Origin of the sequence: Saccharomonospora iraqiensis subsp. iraqiensis, assembly GCF_000430445.1 — a bacterium.
Classification (GTDB): domain Bacteria; phylum Actinomycetota; class Actinomycetes; order Mycobacteriales; family Pseudonocardiaceae; genus Saccharomonospora; species Saccharomonospora iraqiensis.
The window spans coordinates 8,048-21,469 of the sequence record NZ_KE387135.1 but is presented as its reverse complement, the minus strand read 5'-3'; the positions used below and the strand labels follow the sequence as shown (position 1 = coordinate 21,469).

Genomic DNA, 13,422 nt, shown 5'->3' with positions numbered 1-13,422 from the left:
TGGTGTCACGACAGTTCCAGTGCGGCGGCCACGGCACGCGGGTCCACGGCGAGCGGTTCCACCTCCACGTTGTTCTCCAACGCGGTGGCCGGGTCCTTCAGTCCGTGCCCGGTCACCGTGCACACGACCGTCGCCCCACGGGGGAGCCTGCCGTCCGCCGCGGTCTTCAACAGGCCGGCCACCCCGGTCGCCGAGGACGGTTCCACGAACACACCCTCCCGGCCCGCCAGCAGCCGGTACGCCTCCAGGATCTTCTCGTCGGTGACCGCGTCGAACAGGCCACCGCTGGCGGTCTGCGCCTCCACGGCGGAGTCCCACGACGCGGGACTGCCCACGCGGATCGCGGTGGCGACCGTCTCCGGATCGGCGACCGGTTCCCCGCTGACCATCGGGGCGGCCCCGGCCGCCTGGAACCCGAACATCCGGGGCACCCGGTCCGTCAGGCCGTCGGCCGCGTACTCGCGGTAGCCGCGCCAGTAGGCCGTGATGTTGCCGGCGTTGCCCACCGGCAGGCAGTGGATGTCCGGCGCGTGGCCGAGCACGTCGCAGATCTCCCACGCCGCGCTCTTCTGTCCCACCAGCCGTACCGGGTTGACCGAGTTGACCAGGGTCACCGGATAGTCCGTCGCCGTCTTGCGGGCGAGTTCGAGGCAGTCGTCGAAATTGCCCTCGATCTGCAGGATGCGCGCACCGTGCAGGACGGCCTGCGCCATCTTCCCCATCGCGATCTTGCCCTGCGGCACCAGGACGGCGGTGGTCAGTCCGGCACGCGTGGCGTAGGCCGCGGCGGAGGCGGAGGTGTTCCCGGTCGAGGCGCAGATGACCGCCTGCAGTCCGCTCGCCTTCGCGTGCGTGATGGCCAGCGTCATCCCGCGGTCCTTGAAGGATCCGGTCGGGTTGGCCCCCTCGACCTTCAGGTACACCTCGCACCCGGTCAGCTCCGACAGGTGCGGAGCGGACAGCAACGGTGTGTTGCCCTCCCCGAGGGTGACGATCTCGGCGTCCCCGGGGACCGGGATCCGCGAGGAGTAGGCGGCCACGACCCCGGGCCAGCCCGGCCGGGCCGCGTGGCCACGGTCCTGCGCGGCGGCGTCGTCCGCGCCGCTCTCGCCGTGCCTGTTCACGATTCCTCGCCTTCCACCCGCATCACACTGACCACTTCCCGGACGACATCGAGCTTGCTGATCTCGTCGACCGTGGCCCGCAGGGCCGCGTCCGGGGCCGAGTGTGTCACCACCACCAGGCTCGCGGTCGAGTGCTTGTCGCGCTGCCGCACCGCCGCGATGCTCACGTCGTGCACCGCGAACACCTGGGCGATCTGCGCCAGCACACCCGGCCGGTCCGCGACGTCCAGGCTGATGTGGTACCGCGTCGGGGTCCGCCCCATCGGACGCACCGGCAGCGCCGCGTGGGCGGACTCCCGGGGACCACGGCCACCCGCGACCCGGTTCCGGGCGGCGGACACCAGATCACCGAGCACGGCGCTGGCCGTCGGCGCACCCCCCGCACCCTGACCGTAGAACATCAGCTCGCCCGCGGCCGCGGCCTCCACGTAGACGGCGTTCATCGCCCCGCCGACGCCCGCCAGCTGATGTCCCCGCGGGATCATCACCGGGTGTACCCGGGCCGAGACCGACTCGGAGCCGTCCTCGTTCTCCACCCGCTCACAGATCGAGAGCAGCTTGACCGTCCGGCCCAGCCGCCGCGCCGCCGCGATGTCCGACGAGTTGATCCCCGAGATGCCCTCCCGGTGCACGTCGGCGGCCGTGACCCGGGTGTGGAAGGCCAGCGACGCCAGGATCGCGGCCTTGGACGCGGCGTCGTACCCGTCGACGTCCGCGCTCGGGTCCGCCTCGGCGTAACCGAGCCGGGTCGCCTCGTCCAGCGTCTCGCCGTAACTGGCCCCCGTGGAGTCCATGGCGGACAGGATGAAGTTGGTCGTCCCGTTCACGATGCCCATCACGCGGGTGATCCGGTCCCCCGCCAGGGACTCCCGCAGCGGACGCAGCAACGGGATGGCACCCGCCACCGCGGCCTCGTAGTAGAGATCCGCCCCGGACTCGTTCGCCGCGGCGGAGAGTTCCGCACCGTACTCGGCCAGCAGCGCCTTGTTGCCGGTCACCACGGACTTTCCCTTGCGCAGCGCCGTCAGCAGCCACCCGCGCACCGGCTCGATCCCGCCGATCAGTTCGACCACGAGGTCCACATCGGACTCCACGAGCGCGCCCGCGTCCGAGGTCAGCAGGTGCTGCGGCAGTTCCGGATGCTTGTCCGGGCGGCGCACCGCGATACCGGCCAGCTCGACGGGGGCACCGATCCGCGCCGCGAGCTCGTCGGCGTGCTCGAGCAGGGTCCGCGTCACCTCACCGCCGACCGTGCCGCAGCCGAGCAGCGCGACCTTCACGGGCGCCTCGCGATCGTCGCTCACGACACCTCCAGTGCTCTGCGGGACACCCTCCCCTACTGCGGCCGATGATTGTGCCGCAGCGGGGGCCCATCCCGGTCGGTGCTCGCGAGCGCCCACAACATCGTCGCTCACGACACCTCCAGTCGAAGCATGTCCTCGTTCGTCTCCCGCCTCAGCAGCAGCCGGTGGTGGCCGTTGCGCACCGCGACCACCGGGGGGCGTGGCTGCCGGTTGTAGTTGCTCGCCATCGAGTAGCAGTACGCACCGGTGGCCGCCACCGCGACGAGATCGCCGGGGGCCAGGGTGTCCGGTAGCCAGCAGTCACGGACGACGATGTCACCGGACTCACAGTGCTTTCCCACCACGCGGGACAGCGCGGCGGCGACGGTGCCCGGCCGCCCCTCGTCGCTGGACCGGGAGACGAGCCGGCAGTCGTAGGCCGCGTCGTAGAGCGCGGTCCGGATGTTGTCGCTCATCCCGCCGTCGACGCTGACGAACCGGCGCACCGCCTCGTCGCCGAGCGCGACGTCCTTGATCGTGCCCACCTCGTACAGCGTCACGGTGCCCGGACCGGCGATCGCCCGGCCCGGCTCCCCCGCGATCCTCGGCACCGGCAGGTCGGCGAAGGCGCACTCCTTGTGCACGATCTCCCGAATCTGGGTGACCATCTGCGCGGGCGGCGGCGGGTTGTCCCGGTCGGTGTAGGCGATCCCGAACCCGCCCCCGAGGTCGACGAGGTTGAGCTGGTCCAGCAGCTCCGGGCCGTGCTCCTTGCGCAGATCCGCCAGCAGGCCGACCACCCGCCGCGCGGCGACCTCGAAGCCGTCGGTGTCGAAGATCTGCGAGCCGATGTGGCTGTGCAGCCCCGTCAACCGCAGCGACGACGTGTTCAGCACCCGGCGCACCGCCTCGTGCGCCTCGCCCGTGGCGAGCGAGAAGCCGAACTTCTGATCCTCGTGCGCAGTGGCGATGAACTCGTGGGTGTGCGCCTCGACACCGACGGTGACCCGCACGAGCACCGACTGGGTCACCCCGTGCCGTTCCGCGATGTCGGCGAGCCGGGCGATCTCGTGGTACGAGTCCAGCACCACCGTGCCGACCCCGGCCGCGACCGCGGCGTCCAGCTCGGCGCTCGACTTGTTGTTGCCGTGGAAGGTGATGCGTTCCGGCGGGAACTCGGCGCGCTCCGCGATCGCCAGTTCCCCACCGCTGCACACGTCCAGGCTCAGCCCCTGCGCCGCCACCCACCGGGCGATCTCGGTGGACAGGAACGCCTTGCCCGCGTAGTGCACGAGGGCGGGGTCGTCGAACGCCTCGGCGTACTCGGCACAGCGCGACTTGAAGTCGGCCTCGTCGATGACGAACAACGGCGTGCCGTAGATGCGGGCGAGCTCGCGGACGTCCACGCCCGCGATCCGCACGACACCGTCGGGCGCGCGGTAGGTGTTGCGGGGCCAGACCTTCGGATAGAGCCGGTCCAGTTCCTCCGGTGTGGACGGCGGGAACCCGGCCTGGTCCACGTGCGGGTGGACCTCCGCGTGCCGGGGCCCCGCGGGGTGTGCGCACATTGCTAGTTCCTTCTACGGCGAACACGCGCGGCGCGCGCACGCGCCACGCGATGCTACGGACTCGGCCACGGTGTCGACGCTACGCCGCCGTGCCCGCCCGGTACCGGGCCTCGCCCCCGGCCGTCGGCTACATCCGCTCCGGTGCGGACACGCCGAGCAGTCCGAGGCCGTTGGCCAGGACCTGACGTGCGGCCTCACACAGGGCGAGACGGGCGTCGGTGAGCGGGGTCGGCTCCTCGTCGCCCTGGGGCAGCACCCGTGCCACGTCGTAGAACTTGTGGTACGCCGACGCGAGCGATTCCAGGTACCGGGCGACACGGTGCGGTTCGCGCAACTCGGCCGCCTTGGTCAATACGTCGGGGAATTCCCCGATCGTGCGGATCAGGTCCCCTTCTCTGGGGTGGGTCAGCAGCCCGACATCGGCGTCGGGCCGCCGGGCGAGGCCCAGCTCGGCGGCGTTGCGCTGCAACGAGGCCAGCCGGGCATGCGCGTACTGCACGTAGAACACGGGGTTCTCGTTGGTGTGCCTGCGCAGGAGGTCGAGGTCGATGTCGATCGTCGAGTCGACGGAGTAGCGGGCCAGCTCGTAGCGGGCGGCGTCCACGCCGACGGCCTCGACGAGATCCTCCAGGGTTACGACGGTACCCGCCCGCTTGCTCATCCGCACCGGCTCGCCCCCGCTGACGAGGTTGACCATCTGCCCGATCATCACCTCGACGGTGTCCGGGCTGTGGCCCATCGCGGCGGCGGCCGCCTTGAGCCGGGCGACGTAGCCGTGGTGGTCCGCCCCGAGCATGTAGAGGCAGAGGTCGAAGCCCCGGTTGATCTTGTCCCGGAGGTAGGCCAGGTCCCCGGCGATGTAGGCCGGGTCACCGTCGGACTTGATGACCACACGGTCCTTGTCGTCCCCGTGCTCGGTGGAGCGCAGCCACCACGCCTCGTCGGCGAAGTACAGGCTGCCCGCCCGTTTCAGCTCCTCGACCACGTCGCTCACCGCACCGGAGGAGTGCAGCGAGTCCTCGTGGAAGAACACGTCGAAGTCCGTGCCGAACTCGTGCAGACTGCGCTTGATCTCGTCGAACATCAGGCCGACGCCGAGCCTGCGGAAGACCTCGTCCCGCTCGGCGGCGGGCAGGGAGAGCACGTCCGGCTCCTTGCGCACGACCTCGGCGGCGATGTCGTCGACGTAGGCACCCGCGTACCCGTCGTCGGGGGCGTTCTCACCGAGCGCCGCGGCGGTCAGCGACCGCACGAACCGGTCGATCTGCGCACCGGCGTCGTTGAAGTAGTACTCGCGGGTGACCTCGGCGCCCTGCGCGGTCAGCACCCGGCCGAGCGCGTCCCCCACCGCGGCCCACCGGGTGCCGCCGAGGTGGATCGGGCCGGTGGGATTGGCGGAGACGAACTCCAGGTTGATGCGGTGCCCCGCCAGCGCCGTGCCGTGGCCGTACGCGGCCCCCGCCGCCAGCACGCGACGCACGATCTCCCCCTGGGCGTCCGCGGCCAGCCGCAGGTTGAGAAAGCCCGGACCGGCGACCTCGGCGGACTCCACCCCGTCTGTGTCCGAGATCACATCCGCGAGCGCCTCGGCCAGTTCACGCGGCGCCAGTCCGACTTTCTTGGCCACCTGCAGGGCCAGGTTCGTGGCGTAGTCCCCGTGCTCGGGGTTGCGTGGTCGCTCGACCGTGACACGCTCGGGCAGGACGCTGTGGTCGAGGCCACGGTCGGCCAGGACGCGCACGGCGGACGAACGGACGAGGTCGGCGAGAGCGGCAGGGGTCACCAGGCGAGTGTAAGTCCGTCGGCCGCGTCCGATGACACCGACCGTCGGGAGCATCACTACACTGCACGGGCGGGGACGACGTCGCGGTGCGCGACGGCAGCCGAACGGAGACGACAGGAGCCATGGCCAGCGGTAGCAGGAAGAAGGGCGCCCCGAAGAGCGCCGTCTCGGCGGCCCGGGGATCGGTGGCGGCCAAGAAGCAGGTCCCGTGGGGCACGATCAGCGCGGTGGCGGCCATCGTCCTGCTGGCCGCCACGGTGTTCGGCTACTACTACGTGGCCTCCGGGGACCAGCGGGCCCAGCGGGAACGCGAGGACGCGGCCGAGGCGTCGTTCGCGCCGACGGACGACAACCCGGACCCCTCGACCGAGATCGAGGGTGTGGTCACCGAGCAGTACGAGGCCGGCGCGCACGTGCTGCCCACCGAACGGGTCGCCTACGACAAGACGCCCCCGTTCGGCGGCCCGCACGACGGTGTCTGGGCGGCCTGCGTCGGCACCGTCTACGACCAGGGCGTGCGGACCGAGAACATGGTGCACTCGCTCGAGCACGGCGCCGTCTGGATCGCCTACAACCCGGAGAAGGTCACCGGCGAGGACCTGGAGACGCTGAAGCTGCGGGTGGAGGGCAAGCCCTACACCATGATGTCGCCCTACCCCGGCCTGGACGCCCCGGTCTCGCTGCAGTCCTGGGGTCACCAGTTGCAGGTCGACAGCGTCACCGACGAGCGCATCGACCAGTTCATCGCCGCGCTGCGCCGCAACCCGAACACCTACCCCGAGGTCGGCGCCTCCTGCGACGCCGGGCCCGGCCAGTTCGACCCGGACAACCCGCCGCCGTTCAACGCGGAGCCGCCGGGGCCGGACGCCAAGCCGATGGACTACGACGGCTCGGACGCCGCCCCCCAGATGGGCGACGTGCCCCAGCCCGGCGGGACCACGGAAGGCTGACCGGTGACCGGGCAGGAGGAACCGGACGACAGCCGGGACGACAACGGGACGGGATCGGGCGAGGCGGCGCATCCGGAGACCGCGCATCCGGAGGCCGCGGAGTCGGAGACGACGGGGGCGGAGACGACGGGGGCGGAGACGACGGGGGCGGAGACGACGGGGGCGGAGACGACGGAGTCCGGGGAATCCGGAACGGCACGTCCCGGCCTGGCGGGTACGCCGACCTGGTCGCGCGTGGTGATCGCCGGGGCTCTCGCGGTCGCCCTCCTGCTGGTCGGCGCGACCGGCGGGATGTTGCTCGCCGAGAACCGGGAGGGGGCCGACACGGCCGCGTCCCGCACGGCGGGCGCCGACCCTGTCTCGGTGGGCTTCGCCCAGGACATGGCGGCGCACCACCTCCAGGCTGTGACGATGTCGAACATGGTGCGCGACCGCAGTGACAACCGGGCCGTCCGCCAGCTCGCGTTCGACATCGGGAGCACACAGCTGGAGCAGGTCGGCCGGATGAAGGGTTGGCTCATGCTGTGGGGCGAACCGGAGCAGGCCGTCGGCGAACCGATGACGTGGATGTCCGGCCACGGTGAAAATGCAGACGGCGACGGCGGTGCACACGGTGACGCCGGGGCGCACGGGGACGGGAACGCACCGAGGTCCGCAGGCGATCCCCTGATGCCGGGGATGGCGACCGAGGACGAGTTGGCCCGGATGCGGTCGTTGTCCGGCGAGGAGCTGGACGTCTCCTTCCTGCAGCTGATGCTGCGGCACCATCAGGGCGGCGTCGACATGGCCCGGTACGCCGTCGAGCACTCCGAGGTGGGGGCGGTGCGCATGCTGGCGCAGAGCATGCTCGACGTCCAGGGCGCCGAGGTGGACCTCATGCGCACGTTGCTCGCCGAGCGCGACGCCGAACCGCTGCCGTTCCCCTGACGACCGCGCGTCGTCACCCGGGCCCGACGACCACGCTGCCGATCGCCGCGCGCCCGGTCACCAGGACAGCTGGGCACAGCGTTCGGCCGACTCGCGGGGCTCCACCTGCAGCGTCGCGTGCTCGATCGCGTAGCGCGCGGACAGCACCTGCTGGGCCTGCCGCAGCACCGGCTCCGTCTCGGTGCCGGGGCCGACCGTCAGGTGGGCCGAGGCGACCTCCATCCCCGAGGTGAGCGTCCACACGTGCAGGTCGTGCACGTCCTCCACACCGGGCAGTGCGTGCAGTGCGGTGTTCAGTCCGGCGACGTCGATGCCGCGCGGCGCGTGCTGGAAGAGGATCCGCAGCGCACGCCGGGCCAGCACCGCCGTCCTCGGGAGCACGAACAGCCCGATCGCCACGCCCGCGATCGGGTCGGCGTAGCGCCACCCGGTGAGCAGGGTGATCGCCCCGCTCGCCAGCACGGCCAGCGACCCGATCAGGTCGGCCAGCACCTCCAGATAGGCACCGCGGACGTTGAGGCTCTCCTCCGCCCCTCTGCGCAACAGCAGGAACGCCACCACATTGGCGACGAGTCCCCCGGCCGCGGCGAGCAGCACGGGCAACCCCGGCACCTCGGGGGGATCGACGACCCGGGACACGGCCTCGTAGAGGACGTACCCGGCGACCCCGAACAGCAACACCGCGTTCACCAGCGCGGCGAACACCTCACCCCGGTAGAGGCCGAAGGTGCGGGTGAACGTCGGCCCGCTCCGTCCGGCGAGGACGACCGCAGCCAGCGCCATTCCCACACCGAGGACGTCGGTGAACATGTGCGCGGCGTCGGACAGCAGCGCCAGCGAGGACGTCGCCAATCCCACCGCGAGTTCGACGACCAGGAACACGACACCGACAGCGAGCGCCCCGGCCAGGTTCCGCACGTACCTGCCGGACGCGCTGTCGGACCGCGGGACCGCGACATGGTCGTGGCCGTGCCCCATGCCCGTGCCTCCTTCCCTCGTCTCGTCGCGAACATATAGCGACATGCGCATGATTGCAATGCTTTGCGGGGTGAGGTGAGGCTCCCCTGACTCACGACACGCGCCCACCGTACGACCTACTTCCCGTGGCCACCGCCCGGTAAACGCAGCGCACCCGGGCGTGCACTCCGGGTGCCGCTCCCGTGGAACGGGGCGAGTACCTGGACCACTGCCCGCGGGCGGGTCCGGATCGACCCCCGCCCGTACCCCCCGCCCGGGCCGTGCGGTACGCTTCTCATGTCGCACGGCGATGGGCCCTCGTAGCTCAGTGGATAGAGCACTGCCCTCCGGAGGCAGGTGTCGCAGGTTCGAATCCTGCCGAGGGCGCCCAGGATCGACCATGCAAAAAAGCCCTGACCAGCGGAGACGCCAGTCAGGGCTTTTCTCTGTTCGACCGGCCGTACCCGGTCGCATCCTACGGTCGGCCTTCACGGTCGGACGGACGAGGACGCGGGTGCGATGGTCCTCGAACGCTCCGACCGCGGGCACCGGGTCGTCAGAGCGGATCGAGGCGAGCCTTCAGCAGGCAGAACGCATTGCCCTCGGGGTCGGCGAGAACGTGCCAGGGCTCCTCGCCGGTCTGGCCGATGTCGGCTCGCCGCGCCCCGAGCGCCAGGAGACGTTCGAGTTCGGCATCCATGTCACGGTCGGTGGGGTTCACGTCGATGTGCAGCGGCACCGTGCCCGCCGCCTGTTCGGTGCCGGGTCGGAGGATCAGAGTCGGCTGCGGTCCGCCGAAGCCCTCCCGCGGTCCGATCTCGATCGCACCGTGGTCGTCGGGGTCGAGCACGACGAAGTCCAGTACCTCGCACCAGAATCGCGCCAGCCGCTCGGGATCGTGGCAGTTGAGCACGAGCTCACTGATACGACATGCCATTCACCGCACCCACTCTCAGCCTGGGAATCACGGAAGGCCCGCGTGGGATCGTGAACGTCCCGCAGCGCGACCTCGGGGAAGGTACCAGGCACCGCGAGCAGTCACGAACAGATTGATCGCGGAGACGCCCGGCCGCACATACGGCCCGTGCAGCTCACTCCACACCACCGCCGCTGATCTCGCTTTCTCCGACTCCCGGGGACCGCGGCCCCATGGCCGGGAGCGCGGTTGGCGCGGCACGGCCGTCAACTCGCGGCCGTACCGCGCCAGTTCGCGGTCCTGGGATGTCGACTCGCGGTCCTGGGATGTCGACTCGCGGTCGTGGGGTGTCAACTCGCGGGTTTGGGGTGTCGACTCGCGGGAGCGGGGGTCAGCAGTTGGGGGCGCGCCAGAAGCGGGTGGACTTGTTGCCGACGTGGACGTGGTCGTTGTGGTTCGGATAGCCCGGGCCGAGGATCTCCTCGAATCCCGCCGAGCGCGCCGAGGACCACATCTGACACTGCGTCGGGCCGCTCGCCAGTCCGAGGTCGGCCGCCCGGCCGTACATGTGCAGGCTGGTCGGGGAGCCGCCGACCGCGGCGTTGCAGGACTCGCTGCGGAAACCGGAGGTGATCACGAGCGGGCGGTCGCCGAGCTTGTGCCGGAGTGCCTCCAGCTGCCACATCACACGGCGGATGTTCTCCCGCGCGGTCGCCGCGGACACCGTCCCGCCGTAGTAGCTGTTCGCCCCGCAGTTGTCGTTGAACTCGGAATGGCTGAAGTGGATCGGCGTGCAGTCGGCGTCCTGCAACGCGTAGATCCGGTCGTAGGTCTGCGGCCCGGCCACCCCGTCGGCGGCCAGTCCGTAGCCGCTCTGGAACCGCTGCACGGCGGCCTCGGTCGCCGGGCCGTACTGCCCGTCGATGGCAAGTGTCTCGCCGTGACTCACCCAACCGGCCACCCGGATCTGCAACTGCGCGACATCGCTGCCGCTCGCGCCGCGTTGCAGGGTGCGGTTCCAGGTGTAGCAGGAATCGGCCGACGCCGTCGCCGGCGCGGCGACCGCGGCACCCGCCAGACCACCGACCGCCAGCGCCAACGCGGCGAACAGGCTCACGGCACGTCGGAACATCTCGCCTCCTCGAAGGACCGGTCCGGACCTCGTCGAGGCGTCATGCTCATCGTCGGCACCGCACCGGGGCAACACCTGCCGGTGGTCGCCAGCCGGACGGGCGCCGCCGGTCGTCGTGGGCCGGATGCCGTAGCCCGGCCCCACGGAATTGACGGGATCGCCATTTCCGCCACGGTGCGCGCCGCACCCTGGTAGGACGGGCTCAACCGTCCCAAAGAGGTGTCATGTCCCAACACACCGCATCGCTCGCCGCCGGCACCGGCATGCTCGTCGTGGGCATGATCCTCGCGACCACGGCCGGGAATGTCGAGACGCCCGTGTTCGCGCTCGACAAGGTCGGCGTGGTGCTCGCCGTGCTCGGCGGCATCGAGCTCGTCGTGACGGGTTATCTCGTCGCCCGGCGGAAATGAGCTCCCCCCGGGGGGGTGGGTCAGCCGTCCTGTGTCGACTCCGACGTGCCGTGCTCGCGTTCGTGGTACTCGGTGACGGCGGCGAAGGCGCGGGCCCCGTACACGGTGGCGGGTCCGCCGTCCATCATGAAGTTCACCCCGATCGCCTCGGCCGCCTCACCGAGGGTCGCGCCGTTGCGGACCGCGCCCTGGGCGTGGGCGGCGATGCACCCGTCGCACTGCCTGCTCACCGAGACGGCGAGCGCGATGAGCTCCTTGGTCTTCGTGTCCAGTTCACCCGCGGCCATGGTGGCGTCGTGGAGCTGTTTGTACCCCTCGTACGCCCCGGGGATCCACCGCCGCAGCTCCCGGGTGGGAGCCCCCAGTTCGTGCCGCACCGCCCTGCCGTAGCTCGTCATCGACCGCCTCCGTGTCGCTCACCCGTACCGCGGATGTCCGGACCGTGCACGGATGCCCGGCATGCGGCACGGCCACACACCCGATGATCACGGTACGCGGGACCGGGCGCACCACGGAACCGGAACGCGGCCCGACAGGCGTGGGGCCCGGTCACTTCCCACCGGAAGCGACCGGGCCCCACCCGAGGAACACGAACGAGCCCCGCAGGAGGCGTCCGGGCTCCTCAGTAGCCCTGGTAGCCGCCCCCCTCGGCCATCGAGGCCAGACCGGGGTGCTCAGCGAAGCCGCCGTAGCGGTCGAAGGTGTAGCGCACACCCGCGATGATGTTGTCGACCGGGTCATAGATCTCACCGTGGCCCGGCAGCTTGTAGGAGTCGAACGTCGGGTCGATGGTCTGCATCAGGCCCTTGGACGGGGTGCCGCGCGCGGCGTTGATGTCCCAGTTGTTGATGGCCCTGGGGTCCCCGCTCGACTCCTTCTCGATGATGGTCCGGATCTCGTCGACGTGCTCGGCGGAGACCGGGGTGCCGTTGTCCTGCAGGATGCCGATGGCGGTACGGATCCAGCCGTCGAGTTCGTCGACCGGCTCCACCGCCTCGGGAGCGGGCGCCGCACCACCGCCCTCGGCGTCGGCCCGGTTGTCGGCCGCCTCGGCGGGTGCGGGCTCGTCCTTCTCCTCGGCGGGCTCGCCGCCGTCGTCCTTCTCCGCGTCCGCGGGGGTGTTCTCCCCCTCCGGATCGCCGCTCTTCGGGGCGGGCTGCCCACCGCCGACGGGTCCGCCGCCGTCGCCACCCCTGGCCTCGGCGGGGTCACCGGCGTCGTCGGAGTCCTCGTCGTCGGAGCTTGCGGCGCCGTCGCCGCCTCCGTCCGGGGAGGCACCCGCCCGGGCGTCCTGCACGATCGCACTGGACGCGGGCTGGACCGCTGCCGTCGTCGGGTCGTCCGTACCGGCCATCAGCGCGGGGCCGGTGACACCGCCGACGAAGGCGACGAGCACGCCGACGGAGGCGTAGTTGCGGGTCGTGTCGCGCAGGGAACGGCGGAGCGCGGGCGCCTGGATGTTTCGGGTCGGGGCCGTTCGCGTGAGAATGTCCTTCACGCGCTCGAACATCGTGTGGTCTGCCACCTGCGTGGTCTCCTTCTCGCGTACGTTTCCGTCGGCACTGTTCGGGGGCTCGGCCGACGGCGGGGGACTCGGGGAACCGTCCGCTTCGATGAAGATCGGCTTTGTTGAGGCCTCCGCGAGATTACGAAACGACAACGTCGGCGGTCATCAATGGGTGGTCAGGAACACAGATCAAGTGGGTTTGGTTCGGGCAACCTTCCGGGCACGCCTGTTTGTTCAGCCCTGTGCCCAGCGATGAAGACGACCCGTGACGCCGTTCACGAAGGCCGTCCCGCTGATCTTCCCGATCCGGTCACCGATCTCCGCACGGCAACATCCCAGACCCGACGGCACAATTTCGATCTTGCCTACGGGAACGGATCCGGAACGGCGGAGAACCACTTCCGGTAGCCAATCACGATCGTTCTCGTACCGACGGCCACGAATTGCGGGGGAAAGGACTGCGGTCCGTGTGCGATCCGGATGCCCGGCGGGGTGACACGGTCGCGGAGTGTTCGTTCGGGACGCGCTCCGGGTGTCCGCGGATCAGTGGACCGGCGCCGTCGGCCTCCGGACGGGGACCCGGAGCCCGTACGGCAGGGTCAGCGCCACCAGCGCGGCGAGGACCGCTACCGCCGGGAGGGCGCCGAGCGCCCAGGCCCCGAAGACGAGGGGCCCCGCGAGCCCGCTGCCGAGGCCGGCGAACGAGGTCACCGTCGCACGGGAGTGACCCGCGATCCGCTCCTGCAGCCGGGCGTGCCCGACGACCAGCACGGCCCGGTAGACCGCGTAGAAGAGGGCGACACCGCCGAGACCGACCGGGCCCGCCGCGAGACCCGCAGCCGCGAGGACGCCGACCGCGGCGGTC

General features: G+C 71.1%; 12 protein-coding genes, 1 tRNA gene and 1 pseudogene. 4 read left to right on the top strand and 10 right to left on the bottom strand.

Annotated elements, in window-relative coordinates:
* Positions 1 to 5: 5 nt before the first annotated feature.
* The 4 genes from thrC to argS all read right to left on the bottom strand — a co-directional run bounded on the left by thrC (position 6) and on the right by argS (position 5,758).
* The gene (gene thrC, locus ACTIR_RS0120005) at positions 6 to 1,124 is read right to left on the bottom strand and encodes a threonine synthase (RefSeq protein WP_026455602.1); all 1,119 of its coding nucleotides are present in this window, start codon (positions 1,122 to 1,124) and stop codon (positions 6 to 8) included.
* Entirely contained in the window at positions 1,121 to 2,428 is a 1,308-nt protein-coding gene (locus ACTIR_RS0120000; RefSeq protein ID WP_026455601.1) for a homoserine dehydrogenase, read from the bottom strand. Before ACTIR_RS0120000 ends, thrC begins: the two co-directional genes overlap by 4 nt.
* Before the next feature lie 107 nt (positions 2,429 to 2,535).
* Positions 2,536 to 3,975: a diaminopimelate decarboxylase gene (gene lysA, locus ACTIR_RS0119995; protein ID WP_026455600.1), complete on the bottom strand. Its 1,440-nt coding sequence runs from the start codon at positions 3,973 to 3,975 to the stop codon at positions 2,536 to 2,538.
* Positions 3,976 to 4,102: 127 nt separating this feature from the next.
* Positions 4,103 to 5,758, bottom strand: coding sequence for an arginine--tRNA ligase (gene argS / locus ACTIR_RS0119990; protein WP_026455599.1), 1,656 nt, complete (start codon positions 5,756 to 5,758; stop codon positions 4,103 to 4,105).
* A gap of 122 nt (positions 5,759 to 5,880) precedes the next feature.
* On the opposite strand from argS, the gene ACTIR_RS0119985 reads away from it, so the two are divergent.
* Positions 5,881 to 6,708, top strand: coding sequence for a DUF3105 domain-containing protein (locus ACTIR_RS0119985; protein ID WP_026455598.1), 828 nt, complete (start codon positions 5,881 to 5,883; stop codon positions 6,706 to 6,708).
* A 3-nt stretch (positions 6,709 to 6,711) separates the two neighbouring features.
* The gene (locus ACTIR_RS0119980; protein WP_026455597.1) at positions 6,712 to 7,635 is read left to right on the top strand and encodes a DUF305 domain-containing protein; all 924 of its coding nucleotides are present in this window, start codon (positions 6,712 to 6,714) and stop codon (positions 7,633 to 7,635) included.
* Between the two features lie 57 nt (positions 7,636 to 7,692).
* Here ACTIR_RS0119980 and ACTIR_RS0119975 read toward each other — a convergent pair whose 3' ends face one another.
* Positions 7,693 to 8,658 carry a cation diffusion facilitator family transporter gene (locus ACTIR_RS0119975; protein WP_161629657.1) on the bottom strand — a complete coding sequence of 322 codons (966 nt, stop codon included), beginning with the start codon at positions 8,656 to 8,658 and terminating at the stop codon, positions 7,693 to 7,695.
* Between the two features lie 248 nt (positions 8,659 to 8,906).
* On the opposite strand from ACTIR_RS0119975, the gene ACTIR_RS0119970 reads away from it, so the two are divergent.
* A tRNA-Arg gene (locus ACTIR_RS0119970) sits at positions 8,907 to 8,979 on the top strand.
* Positions 8,980 to 9,148: 169 nt separating this feature from the next.
* Here the strand turns inward: ACTIR_RS0119970 and ACTIR_RS0119965 are convergent.
* Together ACTIR_RS0119965 and ACTIR_RS0119960 are read right to left on the bottom strand one after the other, a co-directional pair.
* Positions 9,149 to 9,529, bottom strand: a complete 381-nt coding sequence (locus ACTIR_RS0119965) for a VOC family protein (RefSeq protein WP_026455595.1) — start codon at positions 9,527 to 9,529, stop codon at positions 9,149 to 9,151.
* Positions 9,530 to 9,899: 370 nt separating this feature from the next.
* On the bottom strand, positions 9,900 to 10,640 hold the full coding sequence (locus ACTIR_RS0119960) for a M15 family metallopeptidase (protein WP_026455594.1): 741 nt from the start codon (positions 10,638 to 10,640) through the stop codon (positions 9,900 to 9,902).
* A 224-nt stretch (positions 10,641 to 10,864) separates the two neighbouring features.
* On the opposite strand from ACTIR_RS0119960, the gene ACTIR_RS0119955 reads away from it, so the two are divergent.
* A complete protein-coding gene (locus tag ACTIR_RS0119955; protein ID WP_026455593.1) occupies positions 10,865 to 11,050 on the top strand; it encodes a DUF5708 family protein in 186 nt (61 codons plus the stop codon).
* Positions 11,051 to 11,070: 20 nt separating this feature from the next.
* On the opposite strand, the gene ACTIR_RS0119950 is transcribed toward ACTIR_RS0119955, so the two are convergent.
* The 3 genes and pseudogenes from ACTIR_RS0119950 to ACTIR_RS26990 all read right to left on the bottom strand — a co-directional run.
* On the bottom strand, positions 11,071 to 11,448 hold the full coding sequence (locus ACTIR_RS0119950; protein WP_007023402.1) for a carboxymuconolactone decarboxylase family protein: 378 nt from the start codon (positions 11,446 to 11,448) through the stop codon (positions 11,071 to 11,073).
* A 224-nt stretch (positions 11,449 to 11,672) separates the two neighbouring features.
* Positions 11,673 to 12,575 (bottom strand): transglycosylase SLT domain-containing protein, encoded by a 903-nt coding sequence (locus ACTIR_RS27300; RefSeq protein ID WP_026455592.1) that lies wholly within the window; start codon positions 12,573 to 12,575, stop codon positions 11,673 to 11,675.
* Between the two features lie 525 nt (positions 12,576 to 13,100).
* Positions 13,101 to 13,422, bottom strand: a pseudogene (locus ACTIR_RS26990) (MFS transporter); the annotation flags it as partial.

What these genes read in the sequence shown, in the direction of transcription:
- lysA (WP_026455600.1), bottom strand. Translation starts at nt 3,975, where the DNA reads ATGTGCGCACACCCCGCGGGGCCCCGGCACGCGGAGGTCCACCCGCAC.
- ACTIR_RS0119960 (WP_026455594.1), bottom strand. Translation starts at nt 10,640, where the DNA reads ATGTTCCGACGTGCCGTGAGCCTGTTCGCCGCGTTGGCGCTGGCGGTC.
- ACTIR_RS0119950 (WP_007023402.1), bottom strand. Translation starts at nt 11,448, where the DNA reads ATGACGAGCTACGGCAGGGCGGTGCGGCACGAACTGGGGGCTCCCACC.
- ACTIR_RS0119965 (WP_026455595.1), bottom strand. Translation starts at nt 9,529, where the DNA reads ATGGCATGTCGTATCAGTGAGCTCGTGCTCAACTGCCACGATCCCGAG.
- ACTIR_RS0119985 (WP_026455598.1), top strand. Translation starts at nt 5,881, where the DNA reads ATGGCCAGCGGTAGCAGGAAGAAGGGCGCCCCGAAGAGCGCCGTCTCG.
- ACTIR_RS0119955 (WP_026455593.1), top strand. Translation starts at nt 10,865, where the DNA reads ATGTCCCAACACACCGCATCGCTCGCCGCCGGCACCGGCATGCTCGTC.
- ACTIR_RS0119975 (WP_161629657.1), bottom strand. Translation starts at nt 8,658, where the DNA reads ATGTCGCTATATGTTCGCGACGAGACGAGGGAAGGAGGCACGGGCATG.